18 protein-coding genes are annotated in these 20,188 nt (G+C 72.8%); 11 read left to right on the forward strand and 7 right to left on the reverse strand.

Translation table 11 applies throughout. The features are described 5' to 3' along the window. Nucleotides 1-2: 2 nt before the first annotated feature. Genes ACWEPX_RS24615 through ACWEPX_RS24640 form a run of 6 tightly spaced genes read left to right on the forward strand, consistent with a single transcriptional unit; the run spans nucleotide 3 to nucleotide 6,756 of the window. Nucleotides 3-908 (forward strand): carbohydrate ABC transporter permease, encoded by a 906-nt coding sequence (locus tag ACWEPX_RS24615; protein ID WP_451899591.1) that lies wholly within the window; start codon nucleotides 3-5, stop codon nucleotides 906-908. Next, entirely contained in the window at nucleotides 905-1,744 is an 840-nt protein-coding gene (locus ACWEPX_RS24620; RefSeq protein ID WP_451899592.1) for a carbohydrate ABC transporter permease, read from the forward strand. Before ACWEPX_RS24615 ends, ACWEPX_RS24620 begins: the two co-directional genes overlap by 4 nt. Next, entirely contained in the window at nucleotides 1,741-2,994 is a 1,254-nt protein-coding gene (locus tag ACWEPX_RS24625) for a family 4 glycosyl hydrolase (protein ID WP_451899593.1), read from the forward strand. The genes ACWEPX_RS24620 and ACWEPX_RS24625 overlap by 4 nt, the downstream gene beginning before the upstream one ends. Continuing rightward, complete coding sequence (locus ACWEPX_RS24630; RefSeq protein ID WP_451899594.1) at nucleotides 2,991-3,938, forward strand: N-acetylglucosamine kinase; 948 nt, start codon at nucleotides 2,991-2,993, stop codon at nucleotides 3,936-3,938. Before ACWEPX_RS24625 ends, ACWEPX_RS24630 begins: the two co-directional genes overlap by 4 nt. 57 nt (nucleotides 3,939-3,995) lie before the next feature. Continuing rightward, nucleotides 3,996-5,195 carry a sugar efflux transporter gene (locus tag ACWEPX_RS24635; RefSeq protein ID WP_451899595.1) on the forward strand — a complete coding sequence of 400 codons (1,200 nt, stop codon included), beginning with the start codon at nucleotides 3,996-3,998 and terminating at the stop codon, nucleotides 5,193-5,195. Continuing rightward, nucleotides 5,188-6,756: an alkaline phosphatase D family protein gene (locus tag ACWEPX_RS24640; protein WP_451899596.1), complete on the forward strand. Its 1,569-nt coding sequence runs from the start codon at nucleotides 5,188-5,190 to the stop codon at nucleotides 6,754-6,756. Before ACWEPX_RS24635 ends, ACWEPX_RS24640 begins: the two co-directional genes overlap by 8 nt. Here ACWEPX_RS24640 and ACWEPX_RS24645 read toward each other — a convergent pair. The 3 genes from ACWEPX_RS24645 to ACWEPX_RS24655 form a co-directional block, all read right to left on the reverse strand. After that, on the reverse strand, nucleotides 6,753-7,019 hold the full coding sequence (locus ACWEPX_RS24645) for a hypothetical protein (RefSeq protein WP_451899597.1): 267 nt from the start codon (nucleotides 7,017-7,019) through the stop codon (nucleotides 6,753-6,755). The two genes, ACWEPX_RS24640 and ACWEPX_RS24645, sit on opposite strands and share 4 nt — an antisense overlap. Before the next feature lie 105 nt (nucleotides 7,020-7,124). Beyond that, complete coding sequence (locus ACWEPX_RS24650) at nucleotides 7,125-8,156, reverse strand: LacI family DNA-binding transcriptional regulator (RefSeq protein ID WP_451899598.1); 1,032 nt, start codon at nucleotides 8,154-8,156, stop codon at nucleotides 7,125-7,127. Next, nucleotides 8,156-9,703, reverse strand: coding sequence for a glycoside hydrolase family 13 protein (locus ACWEPX_RS24655; RefSeq protein ID WP_451899599.1), 1,548 nt, complete (start codon nucleotides 9,701-9,703; stop codon nucleotides 8,156-8,158). The genes ACWEPX_RS24650 and ACWEPX_RS24655 overlap by 1 nt, the downstream gene beginning before the upstream one ends. A gap of 205 nt (nucleotides 9,704-9,908) precedes the next feature. Between ACWEPX_RS24655 and ACWEPX_RS24660 the strand changes: the two genes are divergently transcribed. The 4 genes from ACWEPX_RS24660 (at nucleotide 9,909) to ACWEPX_RS24675 (ending at nucleotide 15,777) form a co-directional block, all read left to right on the forward strand. After that, on the forward strand, nucleotides 9,909-11,612 hold the full coding sequence (locus ACWEPX_RS24660) for a carbohydrate-binding module family 20 domain-containing protein (RefSeq protein ID WP_451899600.1): 1,704 nt from the start codon (nucleotides 9,909-9,911) through the stop codon (nucleotides 11,610-11,612). 218 nt (nucleotides 11,613-11,830) lie between these two features. Next, nucleotides 11,831-12,202 (forward strand): hypothetical protein, encoded by a 372-nt coding sequence (locus ACWEPX_RS24665; RefSeq protein ID WP_451899601.1) that lies wholly within the window; start codon nucleotides 11,831-11,833, stop codon nucleotides 12,200-12,202. Nucleotides 12,203-12,288: 86 nt separating this feature from the next. Continuing rightward, the gene (locus tag ACWEPX_RS24670; protein ID WP_451899602.1) at nucleotides 12,289-12,624 is read left to right on the forward strand and encodes an immunity protein TriTu family protein; all 336 of its coding nucleotides are present in this window, start codon (nucleotides 12,289-12,291) and stop codon (nucleotides 12,622-12,624) included. Between the two features lie 126 nt (nucleotides 12,625-12,750). Beyond that, the gene (locus ACWEPX_RS24675) at nucleotides 12,751-15,777 is read left to right on the forward strand and encodes an ATP-binding protein (protein WP_451899603.1); all 3,027 of its coding nucleotides are present in this window, start codon (nucleotides 12,751-12,753) and stop codon (nucleotides 15,775-15,777) included. A 44-nt stretch (nucleotides 15,778-15,821) separates the two neighbouring features. Here the strand turns inward: ACWEPX_RS24675 and ACWEPX_RS24680 are convergent, their stop codons facing one another. The 4 genes from ACWEPX_RS24680 to ACWEPX_RS24695 all read right to left on the reverse strand — a co-directional run bounded on the left by ACWEPX_RS24680 (nucleotide 15,822) and on the right by ACWEPX_RS24695 (nucleotide 19,601). Beyond that, nucleotides 15,822-16,670: an ABC transporter permease gene (locus ACWEPX_RS24680; RefSeq protein ID WP_451899604.1), complete on the reverse strand. Its 849-nt coding sequence runs from the start codon at nucleotides 16,668-16,670 to the stop codon at nucleotides 15,822-15,824. Then, entirely contained in the window at nucleotides 16,667-17,641 is a 975-nt protein-coding gene (locus ACWEPX_RS24685) for an ATP-binding cassette domain-containing protein (RefSeq protein WP_451899605.1), read from the reverse strand. The genes ACWEPX_RS24680 and ACWEPX_RS24685 overlap by 4 nt, the downstream gene beginning before the upstream one ends. A gap of 119 nt (nucleotides 17,642-17,760) precedes the next feature. Next, a complete protein-coding gene (locus tag ACWEPX_RS24690) occupies nucleotides 17,761-18,936 on the reverse strand; it encodes a cytochrome P450 (RefSeq protein WP_451899606.1) in 1,176 nt (391 codons plus the stop codon). A 110-nt stretch (nucleotides 18,937-19,046) separates the two neighbouring features. Beyond that, nucleotides 19,047-19,601, reverse strand: a complete 555-nt coding sequence (locus ACWEPX_RS24695; RefSeq protein WP_451899607.1) for a TetR family transcriptional regulator — start codon at nucleotides 19,599-19,601, stop codon at nucleotides 19,047-19,049. A 45-nt stretch (nucleotides 19,602-19,646) separates the two neighbouring features. Between ACWEPX_RS24695 and ACWEPX_RS24700 the strand changes: the two genes are divergently transcribed. Further along, on the forward strand, nucleotides 19,647-20,183 hold the full coding sequence (locus ACWEPX_RS24700) for a DinB family protein (protein ID WP_451899661.1): 537 nt from the start codon (nucleotides 19,647-19,649) through the stop codon (nucleotides 20,181-20,183). Nucleotides 20,184-20,188: the final 5 nt, after the last annotated feature.

Genomic DNA, 20,188 nt, shown 5'->3' on the forward strand with positions numbered 1-20,188 from the left:
CCATGCGGCGTGGCAGCGGCAAGTTCGTCATCGGGTTCCTGGCCCTACCGGTGCTGGTGTACCTGGTGTTCGTCATCGGCCCGTACCTGCAGGCGTTCTACCTCGCGCTGACCGACTGGCGCGGTGTGTCGGGGTCGCCGAGCTTCATCGGCCTCGGCAACTTCGAGCGCCTGCTCGGCGACGACACGTTCTGGAAGGCGGTCTCCCACCACGCGATCCTGCTGGTCGTGCTGCCGCTGGCCACGCTGGGCATCGCCTTGTTCTTCGCCTTCCTCATCAACGCGGGCGCCCGCTCGGGCACCAAGGGCGTCTGGGGATCGCGGTTCTACCAGGCGGTGTTCTTCTTCCCGCAGGTGCTGGCCGTGGCCGCGGTCGGCGTGCTGTTCCAGGCGGTGTACCGGCCCGACTCCGGCGGCATCCTCAACGGGCTGCTCAACGCGGTCGGGCTGGACAACGTCGGTTGGCTCACCGAGCCCGACCTCGCGCTGTGGTCGATCATCGGCGTCCTGGTGTGGCAGGCCGTCGGGTTCTACGTGGTGCTGTTCTCCGCGGGGATGGCCGCCATCCCCAAGGAGATCCACGAGGCCGCCGCGCTGGACGGGGCGGGCCGGGGGCGCATGTTCTTCAGCGTCACCCTGCCCCTGCTCTGGGACAGCCTGCAGGCCGCCTGGGTGTACCTGGGCATCGCGGCCTTCGACGGGTTCGCCCTGGTCGCCGTGCTCTCGGTGAACCGGGGCGGCCCCGACGGGGCCACCACCGTGCTGCCGCTGGAGATCTGGCGCACGGCCTTCACCTTCTCCAAGTTCGGCTACGCCGCGGCGATGGGCGTGGCCCTGTTCTTCCTCACCCTCACCTTCGCGCTGCTCGCCCTGCGCGTCACCCGGCGGGAACGGATCGATCTGGCATGAAGGCGACCCAACGTGTCCTCAGCGGGCTGTCCCACGTCGCCCTGGCCGTCTGGGCGATCACGGTCATCCTGCCGATCGTCTGGACGTTCCTGGCCTCGTTCAAGACCAACACCGAGATCTTCACCGACCCGCTCGGCCTGCCAGCCACCCCGTCGATCGACTCGTGGGGCCGGGCGTGGGAGACCGCGCACGTGGGCCGCTACCTGTTCAACAGCGTGCTCGTGGTGACGTGCGCGACCGCGGGCACGATGCTGCTGGGCAGCATGGCGGCCTACGTGCTGGCCAGGTACGCCTTCCGGGGCAACCGGTTCATCTACTACCTGTTCGTCTCCGGCCTGGTCTTCCCGGTGTTCCTCGCCCTGGTCCCGCTGTTCTTCGTCGTGCGCAACCTCGGCCTGCTCGACACCCACCTGGGCCTGATCCTGGTCTACATCGCCTACTCGCTGCCGTTCACGGTGTTCTTCCTGGCCGCGTTCTTCCGCACGCTGCCCGACCAGATCGCCGAGTCCGCCCTGCTCGACGGCGCCTCGCACACCCGGATCTTCTTCAGCGTCATGCTGCCGATGGCCAAGCCGGGGCTGGTCAGCATCACGATCTTCAACGTGATCGGCCAGTGGAACCAGTACCTGCTGCCGATCGTGCTGCTCTCCGGGGCGGTCGAGGACAAGTGGGTGCTGACCCAGGGCATCGCCAACATCTCCACCAGCGCCGGCTACCAGGCCGACTGGCCCGCCCTGTTCGCCGCGCTGAGCCTGACCATCCTGCCCGCGCTGGCGGTCTACCTGGTCTTCCAGCGCCAGATCCAAGCCGGACTCACCACGGGAGCGCTGAAGTGAAACTCGCCGTAGTCGGCGGTGCCTCGACCTACACCCCGGAGTTGGTCGACGGCTTGGCCCGCCTGCGCGAGGATCTGCCGATCACCGAGCTGGCCCTGCTCGACCCGGACAAGCAGCGGCTGGCCCTGGTGGCCGGGGTGTCCGCGCGCATCCTGGCCAAGGCGGGCCACCCGGCGGTCGTGTCCACCCCGGACACCATCGAGGACGCCGCCGCGGGCGCTTCCGCGGTGCTGTTCCAGCTGCGGGTGGGCGGCCAGGCCGCCCGCCACGTGGACGAGACGCTGCCGCTGGAGTGCGGCTGCGTCGGCCAGGAGACCGTCGGGGCTGGCGGGCTGGCGATGGCGCTGCGCACCGTCCCGGTGGTGCTGGAGCTGGCCGCGCGGGTCGCCGCGGTGGCGCCGTCGGCGTGGATCGTGGACTTCACCAACCCGGTGGGCATCGTGACCCGCGCCCTGCTCGACGCCGGTCACCGGGCGCTCGGGCTGTGCAACGTGGCCATCGGCTTCCAGCGCCGCTTCGCCGCCCTGCTGGGCGTCGCCCCGGAGCGGGTGGCCCTCGACCACGTGGGGCTCAACCACCTGACCTGGGAGCGGGCGGTCTACCTCGGCGGCGAGGACGTGCTGCCCGCGCTGCTGGAGAAGTTCGGCGACGAGATCGCCGCCCAGGTCGGCCTCCCGGCCGCGCTGCTGCGGCGGCTGGGCGTCGTGCCCTCCTACTACCTGCGCTACTACTACGAGCACGACACCGTGGTGAAGGAGCAGCTCGCCGGGGAGTCGCGGGCGCACGCGGTGGCCGCGATCGAGGAGGAGCTGCTGCGCATCTACGCCGACCCGGCCGTGGACACCAAGCCGGAGCTGCTGGGCAAGCGCGGGGGAGCGTTCTACTCCGAGGCCGCGGTCGCCCTGCTGGCCTCGCTGCTGGGCGACGCGCCCGCCGTGCACGTGGTCAACATGCGCAACAACGGCGCGCTGCCGTTCCTGCCCGACCAGGCCGTGGTGGAGGTGCCCGCGACGATCAGCGCGTCGGGGGCGCAGAGCTGGCCGGTGCGCTCGGTGCCGCCGCTGTACTCCGGGCTGATCTCGCACGTCGCCGCCTACGAGGCGCTGGCCGCCCGGGCCGCCGCGCTCGGCGGCGTCGAGCGGGTGGCCGACGCGCTGCTGGCCCACCCGCTGGTCGGGCAGGCGTCGCTGGCCGAGGACCTGGCCGCGCGCCTGGTCGCGGCCAACCGCGAGCACCTGAGGTGGGTGTGAACGCGGTCCTCGCGGTCGACGGCGGCAACAGCAAGACCGACATCGCCCTGGTCTCCGCGGACGGGACGGTGCTGGCGCGCGGGCGCGGCCCCGGCTTCACCCCGCACTCCGTCGGTCCCCGCGCCGCCGTCGACACCCTGGCCCGCGCCGTCGCCGAGCTGGGCGTCGCGCTGCCGCCGGGCACGCACACCTCGGCGTGCCTGGCGGGCGCCGACCTGGCCGCCGACGAGCTGACCCTGACCGCGGAGATCCTGCGCCGCGGCCTGGGCACGACCGTCCACGTCGCCAACGACACCTTCGCCGTGCTGCGGGCGGGCGCGACCCGGCCGTGGGGCGTCGCGGTGGTCTGCGGGGCGGGGGTCAACGCCGCGGGCATCGCCCCGGACGGCCGCACCGCGCGGTTCCCGTCGCTGGGCAGGCTGACCGGCGACTGGGGCGGCGGCGAGCACCTGGGCGAGGAGGTGCTGTGGCACGCCGTGCGCGCCGAGGACGGCCGCGGCCCCGGCACCGCGCTGGCCGCTGCGGCGGCGGCCCACTTCGGCCGCGACCGGGCCACCGACGTCGCCATCGCCATCCACTGTGGACGCATCCCGCGGCTGGACCTGCACGGCCTGGTCCCGGTGCTGATCGCCACCGCGGAGTACGACGCGGTGGCGGCCTCGATCGTGACCCGGCTCGCCGACGAGATCCACGCCCTGGGCTCGGTGATCCTCGACCGGCTCGGCCTGGTGGAGGCCGAGGTGGTGCTCGGCGGCGGGATCCTCACCGCCGGGCACCGGTCGCTCTCCGCCGCCATCCACGAGCGCTACGCGAGCACCCACCCCCGCGCCCGCCTGGTGGTGCTGGACATCCCGCCCATCGTCGGCGCGGTCCGGCTTGGTCTGGACCACATCAAGGCCACTGAGAGCGCGCACGCGCGGGTGGCCGAGGCGCTGGCGCCGTGAGCACGCCCACAGCCAATCCGTTTGGAGGCTGAACCAAACGGCGACGACGATGGGCGGGTGGTTCTCGCGTCCGGGCGCACCGCGTCCAAGCCGCTCCCCGCGGCCATGCTCCCCCTGGGGACCGTCAGCCTCCTCACCGGCATCGGCTACGCGCTCGCCGGTCCGTTCCTCTCCCTGTTCCTCGTCACCGAGCTGCACGCCGGTCCGGTCGCGGTCGGCGCGTTCCTGCTCATCAGCCAGCTGGCCGCCATCATCGCCAGCACGCTCATCGGCCGCTTCTCCGACACCCGCGCGGTGCGCAGGCAGCTGCTGGTCATCGGCGGGCTGACCGGCGCCCTCGGCTACGGGGTCTTCGCCGTCGCCCAGTCGTACTGGGTGCTGCTGGCCGCGTCGATCACGCTGCTGGCGGTGGCGTCCTCGCAGATGCCGCAGATGTTCGCCTACGCAAAGCAATCCCTCGAGCACAGCCCGAAGGCGCCGCTGGCGATCAGCGGGCTGCGCACCGTCTTCTCGATCGCCTGGGTGGCGGGCACGCCGCTGGCCGCGTGGCTCATCGCGGGCTCGGGGTTCACCCTGCTGTTCGCCGTCAGCGCCGCGATCTACGTCGGCGCGGCGCTGACCGCGGGCGCCTGGCTGCCGCCGCTGGGCCGCGCGCCCGCGCAGACCGCGGCCGACCCGCTGCCGCGCGGGCAGATCGTCGTCGCCGCCGTCGCGTTCGTGCTCATGCAGGCCGCGACCGCGCTGGGCGTGCTCGCCATGCCGCTGTACGTGACCGAGGAGCTGAACGGGTCCACCGGGGACGCCGGGCTCGTGCTGAGCCTGTGCGCGGCCATCGAGATCCCGCTCATGATCGGGTTCGGCTGGCTGGCCACCCGGGTCAACCACCGCAGGCTGGTCATCATCGGCGCGATCACGGCGATCGGCTACTACGTGGCGATGTGGATGACGACCCACGTCTGGCAGGTCGCGGCGGCGCAGGCGCTCAACGCGGTGGTGATCTCGGCGGTGATGGGCGTGGGCATCTCCTACTTCCAGGACCTGGCCCCGGGCAGGCCCGGCGCGGCCACCACGCTCTACACCAACACCGCCAAGGTCAGCTCGATGGTCGCCGGGCCGCTGCTGGGCCTGGCCCAGCACCTCGGGTATCGCAGCGCGTACGCGATCGGTCTCGGGTTGAGTGTGGCGGGGTTGGCATTCCTCCTGGCCACGCGCAGGCATCGTTCGGCGGCACCGGTGGTACGTCCCGCCCGTGGCTGATCTGGTGCTGGGACCGTTGCTGAGGTATGTCGACTCGACGAGCGCGACCGTCTGGGTCGAGACGGACGCGCAGTGCGTCGTCGAGGTCGCTGGCGGGAAGTCGGCGACGTTCGAGGTCGAGGGCCACCACTACGCCTTGGTGGCCTTCGACATCGAGGGGCCGACGGAGTACGAGGTGCGGCTGGACGGCGAGGTCGTCTGGCCGCCAGCGGGTTCGCCCTTCCCGCCCAGCCGGGTGCGCCCGTTGGGCGACGGTCCGCTGCGCCTGGTGTTCGGCTCCTGCCGCAAGCCCGACGGGCGCGCGTGGGGCCCGGACGCGCTGGCCGCGTACGCCCTGCGCCTGGCCGACGGCGGCGAGTGGCCCGACGCGCTGCTCATGCTGGGCGACCAGGTCTACGCCGATGAGACCAGCGACGACATGGCCGCCTGGATCGCCGAGCGCCGCGACATCAAGGCCCCGCCGGGCAGACAGGTGGCCAACTTCCAGGAGTACGCCCACCTCTACCGCGAGGCGTGGTCGACCCCGGCGGTGCGCTGGCTGCTGTCGACCGTCCCCACGTCGATGATCTTCGACGACCACGACATGCACGACGACTGGAACACCTCGGCGTCCTGGCGCGACGACATGGCCACGACGTCGTGGTGGGCCGAGCGCGAGCGCGGCGGCCTGATCGCCTACTGGGTCTACCAGCACATCGGGAACCTGTCGCAGGCCGAGCTGGCCGCCGACGAGACCTTCCGGCGGGTGGTCGCCGCCGAGGGCGACGCCGCGCCCATCCTGCGCGACTTCGCCGACTCCGCGGTCGAGGAGATCGAGGGGCGCAAGCGCACCCGCTGGAGCTACCGCCGCGACTTCGGCCCGGCGCGCTTCCTGGCCGTGGACACCCGCTGCGGCCGCGTGCTGCGCGGGGAGCGGGGGATGGTCAGCGACGACGAGTTCGCCTGGATCGAGGAGAACGCCGAGGGCGACTACCGGCACCTGCTGGTCGGCTCGTCGCTGCCCTGGCTGATGCCGCCGGTGATCAGCCACCTCCAGTCGATGAACGAGGACGCCTGCCGCCGCCCCGGCTGGCGCGGCCGGGTGGCCGAGTGGCTGCGGCGCAAGGCGGACCTGGAGCACTGGCCCGCCTTCCGCCGCTCCTCCGAGCGGCTGGCCCGGCTGATCCACCGGGCGGCCCAGTCCGGGGCGACGGTGTGCGTGCTCTCCGGGGACGTGCACCACGTCTACATCGCCGAGGCCGAGTTCGACCACCCCGTCGCCGCGCGGGTGTTCCAGCTGACCTGCTCGCCGATGCACAACGCGGCCGAGCGCTTCCTGCGCCCGCTGTTCACGATCGCCTGGTGGCGGCCGCTGGCGCGGGTGTTCCGGTGGCTGATGCTGCGGTCGTCGGCGATCTCGCCGCTGCCGGTCGACTGGCGCAAGCTGCACGGCCCCGCATTCGGCAACACCATCGCCACGCTGCGCATCGACGGCGACCACGTGGCCGTGGACCTGGAGCAGGCCCGCGGCGACTGGCGGGCGCCGCGGCTGGCGCCCCTGCCCCGGATCCGGCTGACCTAGGCGGCGGCGAGCACGCATGCCTGCACGGCCGCGTCCTCGCTCAGCCCGTTCTGCGCGAGGATGTTGAAGCAGCTCTCCAGGTCGCCGCGCTCGCTCTCCTCGCAGGCGGTGGTGAACTCCTCGCCGGTGTGGCCCTGCCCGGCGAGGTAGGCGGCGCAGGCGTCGGCGGTCGCGCCTGCCGGTTCCGCCGCGGTCACCATCGCCGCGGAGATGCTGGCCGCCGCGAACAACCCCGCCATCACCCTGCTGATGCTCCCGGTCATCGAACGGACTCCCTTCCCACTTGCGGGTTTCGGACCCGCGGGGTGTGCCCGCTCCCGCCCGCCCCATGCGCGGCCGCACGGGCGCCCCGCTTGTGGGTGACCGGCTCAGGCGGGCTTGGGCGCCGCCCCCGTCGACCCGCGCACCACCAGCTCCGGCAGGAAGACGTACTCAGCGTGCGGGGTCGGGTTGCCGGTGATCTCCTCCAGCAGCGCCCGCACCGCGGCCTGCCCCATCGCCTCCACCGGCTGGCGCAGCGTCGTCAGCGGCGGGTCGGCGAAGACGATCAGGGGGGAGTCGTCGAAGCCGACCACCGAGATGTCCTTCGGCACGGCCAGCCCCCGCTGGCGGGCCGCCCGGATCGCGCCGAAGGCCATCAGGTCGCTGCCGCAGACGATGGCCGTGCAGCCCTTGTCCATCAGGGCGTTCGCCGCGGCCTGCCCGCCCTCGACGGTGAACAGCGAGTGCTGCACCAGCGCCTCGGCGTCCTCGGCCGACATCGCCAGGGTCGCGCGCATGGTGGTCACGAAGCTCTCGATCTTGCGCAGCACCGGCACGAACCGGCGCGGGCCGACCGCCAGGCCGATGCGCTCGTGCCCCAGCTCCGCCAGGTGGTGCACCGCCAGCCGCATGGCGGCGCGGTCGTCGGTGGAGACGAACGGCGCCGACACCCGCTCGGTGTAGCCGTTGACCATCACGAACGGCACCCCGCGCCCGGCCAGCTTCACGTACCGGTCCATGTCGGCGGTGGAGTCCGCGTGCAGCCCCGAGACGTAGATGATCCCGCTGACCCCGCGCTCGACCAGCGTCTCGGTCAGCTCGTCCTCGGTCGCCCCGCCCGGGTTCTGCGTGCAGAGCACCGGGGTGTACCCCTCGCGCGTCAGCCCCTGCACCATGACCTGGGCGAACGCCGGGAAGATCGGGTTGCCCAGCTCCGGGGTGATCAGCCCGATCAGCCCGGCGCTGCGCGCCTGCAGCCGCGCCGGGCGCTCGTAGCCGAGCAGGTCCAGCGCGGCGAGGACGGCCTGCCGGGTGGTCGTGGACACCCCCGACTTGCCGTTGAGGACCCGGCTCACCGTGGCCTCGCTGACCCCCGCCTGCGCGGCGATGTCGGCCAGGCGGGCCGGGCCCCCGGCCATCAGAGCGCCTGCCACACGGCGGTGTCCGTCGGGACCAGCATGTCGTCACCCTCCACTTCGCACGGTCCGGACGCCACCAGCACCGACCCCGCGCGCACCCGGACCGGCGCGCCGAGGTTGACGGTGCAGCGCAGCGCGTCGCGGTCGAAGCACAGCACCTCGGGCCCGGCGTCGACCCAGGCGAACCCGCCTGCGGGCCGCGCGGCCAGCGCCGACCGGTACAGCTGCAGCATCGACCCCGGATCGCCCTCCTGTGCCGCCACCGACAGCGCCGCCCAGCCCGCGGGCTGCGGCAGCCACGGCCGCGACCCGTCCGGGCCGAAGCCGAGCGCGGTCCCGTCAGCCGACCAGGGTAGCGGCACCCGGCAGCCGTCGCGGCCCCGGTCGGTGCGCCCGGACCGCTCCCACACCGGGTCCTGCAGCACCTCGTCGGGCAGGTCGAGCACCTCGGGCAGCCCCAGCTCCTCGCCCTGGTACAGGTACACCGACCCGGGCAGCGCCAGCATCAGCAGGATCGCCGCCCGCGCCCGGCGCACGCCGACCTCGCCGCCGCCGTAGCGGGTCACGTGCCGGTGCACGTCGTGGTTGGACAGCACCCAGGTCGCGGGCGCGTCCACCGGGGCGACGGCGGCGAGCGTGTCGTCGATGACCCGGCGCAGCTCGGCGGCGTCCCAGTCGGCCTGCAGATAGTGGAAGTTGAACGCCTGGTGCAGCTCGTCGGGCCGCAGGTAGCGGGCCATGCGCTCGGCGCTTGAGGTCCACGCCTCGGCCACGGCGATGCGCGGCGGGGAGTAGGAGTCGAGGATCTTGCGCCACTCCCGGTAGATCTCGTGCACGCCGTCCTGGTCGAAGTACGGCAGCGGCCGGGTGTCCAGCAGCGCCCGCTGCCCGGTCGCGCCCACGTCCGGCAGGCCGTCCTGCTTGACCATGCCGTGCGCGACGTCCACCCGGAACCCGTCGACGCCCAGGTCCAGCCAGAACCGCAGGATGTCCCGGAACTCCTCGCGGACCTCCTCGTCCGCCCAGTTCAGGTCCGGCTGGCTGGCGTCGAAGATGTGCAGGTACCACTCGCCGTCGGGCACCCGCGTCCAGGCGATCCCGCCGAAGATCGACTCCCAGTCGTTGGGCGGCAGCTCGCCGTGCGCGCCGCGGCCGGGCCGGAAGATGTAGCGGTTGCGCGCGGGCGAGCCCGGACCCGCGGCCAGCGCCTCGGGGAACCAGCGGTGCGCGCTGGAGGTGTGGTTGGGGACGATGTCGAGGATGACCTTCAGCCCGAGCCGGTGGGCGTCGTCGAGCAGCGCGCGGGCGTCGTCCAGTGTGCCGAACAGCGGGTCGATGTCGCGGTAGTCGGCGACGTCGTAGCCGCCGTCGTTCATGGGGGAGGGGTAGCACGGGGTGATCCACAGCGCGTCCACGCCCAGGTCGGCCAGGTACGGCAGCCGGGAGCTGATGCCCGGCAGGTCGCCGACGCCGTCGCCGTCGGAATCGGCGAAGCTGCGCACGTACACCTGGTAGATGACGGCGTCCCGCCACCAGCGCTGGTCCATCGGCTGTCCTCCCGGTCGTTCGGTCCCGGGCGCGACCGTAGCAACTTGACGCCATCTTGCGGAAACATCTTGCACGTGTCGCCCGCTACGGCTGTGGGGCGCTAGACCGTTCGGGTGCTTGACGGGACCAGTGCGGGGCCTCCATCCTCGGCCCACCGCTTGCAACTGATTACGGCAAACTTGCGAAAGAGCTTGAGGAGACACCGTGGTCTCGTCGCGTCACCGCTGGGCCGCCCGCCTGCTGGCCGCCCTGCTCGCTGCCGTCACCCTGCCAGTTGTCGCCACCCCCGCCGCCACCGCCACCCCGCCCGGCCCCAAGGACGTGACCGCCACCCTGTTCCAGTGGCGGTTCGAGGACGTCGCGCGCGCCTGCACCGACGTCCTCGGCCCGAAGGGCTACGGCTACGTGGAGGTCTCACCCGCCACCGAGCACATCCAGGGCCCGCAGTGGTGGACGGTCTACCAGCCCGTCAGCTACCGGATCGCGGGCCGCCTCGGCGACCGCGCCGCCTTCGCCAACATGGTCACGACCTGCCACAACGCGGGCGTGAAGGTCATCGCCGACGCCGTGATCAACCACATGGCCGGGATCTCCGGCGGCGTCGGCACCGGCGGCACCCAGTTCAGCAAGTACACCTACCCCGGCCACTACCAGGACTGGGACTTCCACTCCTGCCGCCAGCCGATCACCGACTACCGCAACCGCGGCAACGTCCAGAACTGCGAGCTGGTCCACCTCTCGGACCTCGACACCGGCAGCGAGTACGTGCGCTCCGAGATCGCCGAGTACCTGGACGACCTGCGCTCCCTGGGCGTCGACGGCTTCCGCATCGACGCGGCCAAGCACATCGCCGCCGCCGACCTCGCCGCGATCAAGTCCCGCCAGCGCGACCCGGGCTACTGGGTGCAGGAGGTCATCTACGGCGCGGGCGAGGCCGTCCAGCCCGAGGAGTACCTGGGCACCGGCGACGTCGACGAGTTCCGCTACGCGACGGGCCTGAAGTCGGCCTTCACCGACGGCAGGCTCGCCGACCTGAGCCAGTTCGGCCCCGCGTGGGGCTTCGTGCCGTCGGCGCAGGCGAGGTCGTTCGTGGACAACTGGGACACCGAGCGCAACGGGTCCACGTTGAACCGCACCTACGGCTCGACCTACACCCTGGCCAACGTCTTCATGCTCGCCTGGCCCTACGGCTCGCCCAACGTCTACAGCGGCTACGAGTTCAGCGGCCACGACGACGGCCCACCCCTGGGCGGCGACGTCCGCGCCTGCTTCCAGGACGGCTGGACGTGCCAGCACGCCTGGCGCCAGATCGCCAACATGGTCGGCTTCCGCAACGCGGTGTCGGGCACGGGCGTGACGAACTGGTGGAGCAACGGCAACGACGCCATCGCCTTCGGCCGCGGCGCCAAGGGCTACGTCGTCATCAACCGCGAGCCCACCGCCCTGACCCGCACCTTCCAGACCTCCCTGCCCGCAGGCTCCTACTGCGACGTCCAACGCGCCGACCCGGGGGCGTGCGCGGGCAACACGCACACCATCGGCGCCGACGGCCGCTTCACTGCGACGGTGGGCCCCGGCGAGGCACTCGCCCTCTACACCACCAGCGCGGCCCCGACCTCCGGCGCCGACTTCGCCGTGACCGCGACGACGACGTGGGGCCAGAACATCTTCGTGGTGGGCAACCACCCGGCTCTGGGCAACTGGTCCCCCTCCGCCGCCATCCCCCTGTCCCCCGCCACCTACCCGACCTGGCGCGGCTCCATCACCCTGCCCGCGGGGACGACGTTCGAGTACAAGTACCTCCGCAAGGCGGACAACGGAACCGTCACCTGGGAATCCGGCCCCAACCGAACCGCCACCGTCCCCACCACCTCCCGCGCCACCCTCACCGACACCTGGCGCCCCTAAACCGCGGACCGCCCGGCGACAGGGACCTACCCGGGCGGTCCGCCTCCACTCAAGCCAGGTCTTGCCGCGCCCACCCGGCGCAGGGGAAGATCCCGGCACGCCCTCCCGCCGCCCCCACGCTGCGAATGGCTTCCCCCGGGCCGCATCCGGATCGTGGCCGCAGACCGGTGCGCGGAGCGGGCAACACGAGCCAGACCAAGCGGACGGGCGGACCACTCGTGAACGACCAGGGCGACCGCCTCCGCGCGGACTGGGACGGAGCGGCAGAAGGCGCCCCGTACCAGCATGATGGCCGAGGCGTCCCGACGACGCTGATGGTGGATCTCGTCCGCCTCGCGCGGGAGGACAGCGTCCTGCGGCGGTGGCACCCGTACTTCGCGCACTTCACCTTCGGCCTCTGCGCCAGGGCATGGCACGTGCAACGCGCCAAGCACCTGGCCCCGTTGGGCATCACGGCCTGGCATGGGGAGTACCTGGTCTGGGACTTCGCCCCCTACGTCTACCAGGGCCACGAAGACCCCATCCTGGTCACGCAAGACCCCGCCGCCGCTGTACGGGCCGCATCGGAGTTGCTTGCGAAGCTGAGGTGACGCCGCAGCTGGACGTCGTGCTGGCCCTGCTGCGTCGCCCGACAGCCTGGCGCGGGACAGCGACTACGAGGAGGAGGTGCGGCCCCGTGCTGACCGGGCCCGACTTGTTGAGTGAAGCCAAGGTGTGGATTGCCGACCACATGCGCGCTCTAGGCGATGACGGATTCATCTCCACTGTCAACGAGTCTCCGCCTGACCGTGATTTGATCGCGATGTGGTGGATGCTGGAACGCGGGAGGTATCTCGCGCAGGTGATCGTCTGGGAGGACGGGCAAGCCGAGCTGGATTTCGCGGATGTCCGGTCAGACCTCATGCGGGCCGAGCATCGGCAGATCGACAGCAGGGACGAGTTGATCTCGGCGCTGCGGGCCGTCTACGACTGGGCGACCGGTGGACCTGGCGAGGCGACGTCGCAGCTCTAGCTGGTCACCAGCTGTAGCCACCGGTCGACGACGCAGCCTGTCGACTCTTGCCCCGAGCTGGTCACCTCCAAGCGTCTCCACGGACTCACGTGCGTCTTGTCGGTGCATCGCTCTACTCTCGACGGGGTGAACTCCGCGTTTATCGGGCGCGACCATCCCGCAGGTGTGCTGCGTGGGGAGATTGGTCGTGTCCGCGACAGTCATGGGGGGCTGGTGCTCGTCACCGGGGAGGCGGGGATCGGCAAGACGACGCTGGTCACGACGGCGGCGGATGAGGCGCGCAGGCAGGGGGCGCTGGTGCTCTCCGGGTCGTGCTGGGATTCCGACAGCGTGCCGGGGCTGTGGCCGTGGGTGCAGGTCGTGCGGGCGTTGCGGCGGGGGGCGGCGGAGGGGGAGTGGGCGCGGGCGGAGGAGGCGGCCGGGGACGCGCTGCCGGTGCTGCTGGGGGAGCGGCCCGCCGAGTCCAGCGGGGAGTTCCCGCTGTTCGACGCCGTGACCAGCGCGCTGGTCGCCGTCTCCCAGACGCGCCCGGTCGTGGTCGTGCTGGACGACCTGCACTGGGCCGACGCCGCGTCCGTGCGGCTGCTGGCATTCGCCGCGCAGCACGCCTGGTTCGAGCGGCTGCTGCTCGTCGGGACCTACCGCGACGTCGACATCGCCGGGACCGGGCACCCGCTGGACTCGCTGGTGCTGTCCAAGGCCACCACGCTCACCCTCACCGGGCTGACCGTCGACGAGGTCGGCGACCTCATCGCCCTCACCGGTGTTGACCGGCCCGACCCCGGGCTCGTCGCCGAGGTCCACCGGCGCACCGGCGGCAACCCCTTCTTCGTCGAGCAGATCGCCCGGCTCTGGCACGGCGCGCGGACCGGCGCGGTGCCGCCGGGGGTGCGCGAGGCGGTCCGGCGCAGGCTCGACGCCCTGCCCGCCGACACCCACCGCCTGCTGGCCTGGGCCGCCGTGCTCGGCCGGGAGTTCGACGCCGCCCTGCTCGCCGCCGCCACCGGCCGCACCGACGTGGGCCGCGTGCTCAACCGCGCCATCGCCGCCCGCCTGATCACCCCGATCGGCCCCGGCCGCTACGGCTTCGTCCACGACCTGGTCCGCGAGACGCTGGAAGACGACCAGGACCGCCGCGCCGCCCACGCCGCCGTCGCGCGGGCCCTGGACGACAACCCGGTGCTGGCCGCCTCCGTCTTCCCCGCCGACCGCGCCCGCCACGCCCACGCGGGCGTCCCCGACTACCCCGCCGAGCGCGCGATCGACCTGCTCGTCGCCGCCGCCCGCGACGCCACCAGCCGGATGGCCATCGACGAGTCCGTCGGCCACCTGCGCAAGGCCGTCGCCCTGGCCGGGCCGGAGCGCCGGGTGTTCCTGCTGGTGCAGCTCAGCGAGTCGCTGACCCACGGCAACGAGCGCGAGCGGGCCTGGGTGCACCTGCGCGAGGCCGCCGAGATCGCCCGCGGCCTGGACTCGGCCCGCCCGCTGATCCGCGTCGCGGTCACCCTGCGCCGCTACGGCCCGCCCGCGACCTCCCGGCTGACCGACGAGGTCGTCCGCGAGGCCCACCGCAGGCTGACCGGCCGCGCCGAGGCCGACACGACCAGCCCGCTCGACGCCGTGTTCAGCGAGCTGGTCCTGCAGGCGGCCGCCCAGGCCAGGAGGGGCGCGGACGACGAGTCCCTCGCCGCGACCCTGTGGGCCCAGCACGACATCGCGCTCACCCTGGGCTCGGCGGCGGAGCGGGTGCGGCTGACCGGGGAGCTGGCCGAGCTGGCCGCGGCCGCCCAGGACCAGGACACCGAGTGGTTCGCCGCGTCCATGCGCTGGGTCGCGCTGCTGGAGCTGGGCGATCCCGCCTACCTCGACCAGTTCCGCGAGACCATCGCCCTGACCAACCTCTCCCCGCGCAACGAGGTCTCCGCGCGCATCGACACGATCATCATCGACACCCTCGCGGGCCGCTTCGCCAAGGCGGGCGCGCTGCTCGACAGCTTCGCAGGCCAGGAAGCCACCGGCTGCTACCAGATGATCGCGTTCATGCGCTGGCTGTGGCTGCTGCGCCAGGGCCGCTTCGCCGAGATCCCGGCCGTGCTCGCCGAGCCGATGGACGACTTCGACCACCCGGAGCTGCTGCGCGCCATCACCGACGCCGAGCAGGGCCGCACCGAGGCCGCCCTGCGCTACATCCGGGCCAACGCCGCCCGCGCCGCCGACACCTTCGTCGACCACCTGCTGCCGCTGTGGCTGCGCCTGCTCGCCCACACCGCCGCCCTCGCCCGCGACACCGAGCTGATCAAGCAGGCCCGCAAGGAGCTGGCCGACCACTCCGGCGGCTGGCTGGTCGGGCTCTACGGCTTCGCCGTCTGCGGGCCGGTCGACCTCTGGCTGGGCGTGCTCGACATCGGCGAGCGCAAGTGGGACGACGCCGTCGGCCACCTCACCGCCGCGGCCGAGTCCGCCGAGCTGCTCGACGCCCGCCCGTGGGCCGTCGACGCCCGGGCCTGGCTGGTCAAGGCGCACGTGGGCCGCGGCGACGACCCGGCGGCGCTGGTCGCCCAGGTCGCCGCCGACGCCGCCCGGCTGGGCATGACCCAGCACGCGGCCGAGCGCGCCGACACCGCGAAGTTCCGCCGCGAGGGTCCGGTGTGGTCGCTGGCCTACGCCGGGATCGAGGTCCACGTCCCCGACGCCAAGGGCCTGCGCGACCTGCACACCCTGCTGGCCAACCCGGGCACCGACATCCCGGCGGCCGACCTGCTCGGCGCCCCGGTGAAGGCCGCCGTGGCGACCGCGGGCGCCGACGACGTGCTCGACGAGCGCGCCAAGGCCGAGTTCCGCCGCCGCCTCGACCGCCTCGACGCCGAGATCGACAGCCACACCGCCCGCGGCGACGACGCCCGCGCCGCCGCGCTGGACCGCGAGCGCGCCGCCCTGCTGGAGCACCTGCGCCGGGCGGCGGGCCTGTCCGGCCGCACCCGCAGGCTCGGCGACGAGGCCGAGCGCGCCCGCAAGGCCGTCACCGCCCGCATCCGCGACACGCTCCGCAAGCTCGACGAGCGCCACCCGCCGCTGGCCGCGCACCTGCGCGAGGCGGTGACCACCGGCACCGCGTGCCGCTACGACGGCGGCCTGTCCTGGCGGCTGACCTGAGGGGACGGTGCCGTCGCATGTGGACGGCACCGCCCCGGGCGCGGTCAGAGCCGGTTGTACCGCCGCATGGTCAGCCAGCCGAACACCACCGTCATCGCCGCGGAGGCGATCAGCACCCAGGTGATCGCGCCCATGTCCCAGTCACCGGCCATCATCGACCGCACCGCGGCGACCAGCTTGGTGATCGGGTTGACCTCGACCGCGGCCTGGAGCCAGCCGGGCATCGTCGTCGGCGAGACGAACACATTGGACAGGAACGTCAGCGGGAACAGCACCAGCATGCTGACGCCCATGACCGCCTTCTCCGTGCGCATGATCAGGCCGAACATCGTCCAGATCCAGGAGAACGCGAAGGAGAACACGATCAGCAGCCCCACGCCCGCGAGCACGCCGAGCGCGCCGCCGCCGGGCCGGAAGCCCAGGATCAGGCCGACGGTGATGATCACCACCGAGGCGATCACGTAGCGCAGCAGGTCGCCGAGCAGGTAGCCGACCATCGGCGCGGGCCGCCAGATCGGCAGCGTCCGGAACCGGTCGAACACGCCCTTGGCGATGTCGGTGTTGACCGCGACGCCGGTGTACATGGTGATCATCACGACGCTCATCACCAGGATGCCCGGCAGCAGGAACTGCAGGTACTCCGTCACCGATCCGGCGAGCGCGCCGCCGAAGAGGTAGGTGAACATCAGGGTCATGATGATCGGGAACGCGGTCACGTCGAACAGCTGCTCGGGCACGTGCTTGATCTTGCGCACGGCCCGCCAGCCGAAGGCCGTCGCCGCCGCCCACGCCGTCGGCCGCGGCGGCCGCTCGCCGTCGGAGACCAGCAGCGCGGCCAGCTCCTCGGTGCGCGGCGCGGTCAGGACCTCGGGGGTCTCGGTGGTGGTGGTCATGCCGGAACCTCCTGGTTCGCCGGGCGGTCGGTGAGGGCGAGGAAGACCTCGTCGAGGGTGGGCTGGCCGAGGGAGAAGGTGTCCACATGCACCCCTGCCCTGGCCAGCTCGCCGAGCAGCGCGCCAGCGCGGTCGGCGGCGCCCTCCTCGCTCACCTCGCTGGACAGCCGCGCCGACAGCGCGACCGGGTCCGCCTCCAGCGTCACCGGGGCGCCCAGCACGCGGGAGAGCACCTCCTGCGCCTGCGGCCGCTGGGCGGCCTCGCGCAGCCGCAGGTGCACCGCGCCCGCGCCGACGGACGCCTTCAGCTCGCCCTTGGTCCCCTCGGCGATGACCCGGCCGTGGTCGATCACGGCGATCCGCGAGGCCAGCTGGTCGGCCTCGTCGAGGTACTGCGTGGTCAGCAGGACGGTCGTGCCCTGGTTGACGATGGCCCGCACGATGTCCCACACCTGGTTGCGGCTGCGCGGGTCCAGGCCCGTCGTCGGCTCGTCCAGGAACAGCAGGTCCGGGGTGTTGAGGATGCTCGCGGCGATGTCCAGGCGCCGCCGCATGCCGCCGGAGTAGGTCTTGACCTGGCGGTCGGCGGCCTCGGTCAGCCCGAACGCGGCCAGCAGCGCCGCGCCGCGCTCGCGCGCCTGCGGCTTGCGGTGGCCGAGCAGCCTGCCCAGCAGGAAGAGGTTCTCCGCGCCGGTCAGGTCCTCGTCGACCGAGGCGTACTGCCCGGTCAGGCTGACCCGGCCGCGCACGGCGTCGGCGTCGCGGATGACGTCGCGGCCGAAGACCCTGGCCTCACCCGCGTCCGGCCGCAGCAGCGTGGCCAGCACCTTCACCGCGGTCGTCTTCCCCGCGCCGTTGGGGCCGAGCACCCCGTACACGGTGCCCGCGGGCACCGCCAGGTCCAGTCCGTCGAGGGCGCGCTTCTCCCCGAACACCTTGACCAGACCCGAAGTCTCGATCGCTGTCGTCACCTCGGTCCTCCCTGTCGTGCTTGCTCGTCAGGAAGGCGCGAGACGGTCCGCTAGATCCGATCTGGCACCCCCTCACCGGGCGCGAGGGTACCCGCCAGCCCGGTGCGGGGCGACTAGAATTACCAGCTCACGACCATGGAGCGGGGGCCGCGCACGAGCATGGCGGTCTTCCACCGCGGCTCGCCGACCACGTGCAGGCCGGGCAGCCGCGCGGTCAGCTCGCGCATGGCCTCCTGCAGCTCCAGCCGGGCCAGCGGCGCGCCGAGGCAGTGGTGGGCGCCGTGGCCGAACCCCATGTGCGAGTTCTGCGGCCGGTCGAAGTGGAGCGTCTCGGGGTCGGCGAAGCGGGTCTGGTCCCGGTTGGCCGATCCGACCGCGACCAGCACCGGCTCGCCCGCGCGCACCAGCTGGCCGCCCACCTCGACGTCCTCGGTGGCGTAGCGGGGGAACGCGCCGCCGACACCGAGCGGGATGTAGCGCAGCAGCTCCTCCACCGCGCCGGGGATGCGGTCGGGGTGCTCGCCGAGCTCGGCCCAGCGGTCGTGGGCCAGCAGGACGTGCACGAAGTTGGGGATCTGCGTGGCGGTGGTCTCGTGGCCCGCGATGAGGATGCCGTTGCACAGCTGCACCAGCTCATCGGCGCTGAGCCGCTCCACGTCCTGCTCGCGCGCGGCGATGAGCGCGCTGATCAGGTCGTCCTTCGGCTCGGCGGTGCGCAGGGCGACCAGGTCCGCCATGTACTCGCTCATCTGCACGAAGTTGTCGAGGAACTCCTCGGCGGTGAGCGAGCTGGTCGACAGGGCCGCGTCGCTCCACACCCGGAACCGGTCGCGGTCCTCGACGGGCACGCCCAGCATCTCGCAGATGACCTGCACGGGCAGCGGCAGCGCGAAGGCCTCCACCAGGTCGACCGGCGGCCCGGCCTCGACCATCGCGTCGACCAGGCCCGCGGTGATCTCCCGGACCCGCGGCCGCAGCGCCTCCACCCGCCGCACGGTGAACGCCGTGGCGACCAGCTTGCGCAGCCGGGTGTGGTCGGGCGGGTCCATCCCCAGGATGCCGGTCGGCCGCCGCCCCTCGTGCGGGCGCGGCTCGTCCCGGGTGGCGCCCATCGCGCGGCTGAAGCGCCGGTCGCCGAGCACCATCCGGGCGTCCTCGTAGCGGGTGGCCAGCCACGCGGGCTCGCCGTAGGGCAGGCGCACCCGGATCATGCCGGGGGTCTCGCGGAGCGTGCGGTAGGCCGGGTCCAGCTCCAGACCTTCGTCCTGGTTGAACGGGTAGGCCTGCGGTTCCATGCGTCCCCCTCGTAGTCAGCACCCGCTGACCGAAGCTACTGACCCGCGCGCGCACGGTCAACGGATGACCGCGCAGCGTCACCTCATCGGGGGTGTGGGCGGCCCGCTGGTCAGCCCTGGCGGGTCTCGGTGTCGGTGAGCAGGCCGCGGGCGGCGCGGGCGACGAGCTCCCTGGCCCGGTCGCGGTCGGCCGAGCCCACCGGGCCGTCCGGGCGCACCTGGCGCAGCAGCGCGATGCCGAGCAGCCAGGCCAGCACCAGGTCGGCGCGCAGCAGGGCGTCGGCGTCGGCGTCCGGACCCGCGAACGCCGCGCGGTAGGGCTGGGCGACCTCGGTCTCCAGCGCCTCGGCGACCTTGCCGCGCTGCGGTCCGCTGAGGGCCATCAGCAGGAGGTTGGCGGTCTGGTCGCCGTTGGCGAAGACCTCGCGCAGGACGGTGCCGAGCAGGTCGTCGCCCTCGGCGGTCAGCGCGCGCCCCGGGGCGGTCAGCACGGCGGCGAGCAGGTCCTCCTTGGTGCCGAAGTACCGGAAGACCAGCGCCTGGTCGACGCCCACCGCGGCGGCGACCTCCCGCACCGAGGTGCGGTCGAACCCGCGCTCGGTGAACAGCCCGGCGGCCGCAGCCAGCAGGGCGGCCCTGGTCGCCTCAGCGTCCCGCCTGCGCATACCGGTAGAGAGTACGTGTCGGTGGGCTGGGGCAGCATGAGCGACATGGCCGACACCCCGCAGTTCTTCTCCCCGGACCTCGACGTCGAGCGCACCGAGCGCCCCTTGGTCGCCGACGAGCGCACGATGCTGACGTCCTTCCTGGACTGGCACCGCGAAACCTTCCGCCACAAGTGCGCGGGCCTGACGGCCGAGCAGCTGTCCCTGCGCTCGGTCGAGCCCTCGTCGATGTCCCTGCACGGCCTGATCCGCCACCTGGCGGGCACCGAGCGCTGGTGGTTCCGCATGCAGTTCGCAGGCGAGGACGTCGACCACCTCTACTACGCCGACGACGACCCGGACATGGACTTCGACCGCCTCGACGGCGACCCCTTCGCCGCCCTGGCCGTCTGGGAGGCCGAGTGCGCACGCTCCCGCGAGATCGCCGCCGCCGCCGACTTCGACGCCACCGGCCGCTCTTGGCGCACCGACCAGCCGATCTCCCTGCGCCGCATCATGGTCCACATGCTCGCCGAGTACGCCCGCCACAACGGCCACGCCGACCTCATCCGCGAGCGCATCGACGGCGCTACGGGCCACTGACCAGC

The sequence above is a fragment of the Actinokineospora sp. NPDC004072 genome, assembly GCF_053604195.1.

Bases quoted from the DNA above. Each gene is read 5' to 3' on its own strand.
- ACWEPX_RS24615 (WP_451899591.1), top strand. From the start codon at position 3: ATGCGGCGTGGCAGCGGCAAGTTCGTCATCGGGTTCCTGGCCCTACCG.
- ACWEPX_RS24620 (WP_451899592.1), top strand. From the start codon at position 905: ATGAAGGCGACCCAACGTGTCCTCAGCGGGCTGTCCCACGTCGCCCTG.
- ACWEPX_RS24645 (WP_451899597.1), bottom strand. From the start codon at position 7,019: ATGACCGGGAGCATCAGCAGGGTGATGGCGGGGTTGTTCGCGGCGGCC.
- ACWEPX_RS24650 (WP_451899598.1), bottom strand. From the start codon at position 8,156: ATGGCCGGGGGCCCGGCCCGCCTGGCCGACATCGCCGCGCAGGCGGGG.
- ACWEPX_RS24655 (WP_451899599.1), bottom strand. From the start codon at position 9,703: ATGGACCAGCGCTGGTGGCGGGACGCCGTCATCTACCAGGTGTACGTG.
- ACWEPX_RS24680 (WP_451899604.1), bottom strand. From the start codon at position 16,670: ATGACCACCACCACCGAGACCCCCGAGGTCCTGACCGCGCCGCGCACC.
- ACWEPX_RS24690 (WP_451899606.1), bottom strand. From the start codon at position 18,936: ATGGAACCGCAGGCCTACCCGTTCAACCAGGACGAAGGTCTGGAGCTG.
- ACWEPX_RS24695 (WP_451899607.1), bottom strand. From the start codon at position 19,601: ATGCGCAGGCGGGACGCTGAGGCGACCAGGGCCGCCCTGCTGGCTGCG.
- ACWEPX_RS24700 (WP_451899661.1), top strand. From the start codon at position 19,647: ATGGCCGACACCCCGCAGTTCTTCTCCCCGGACCTCGACGTCGAGCGC.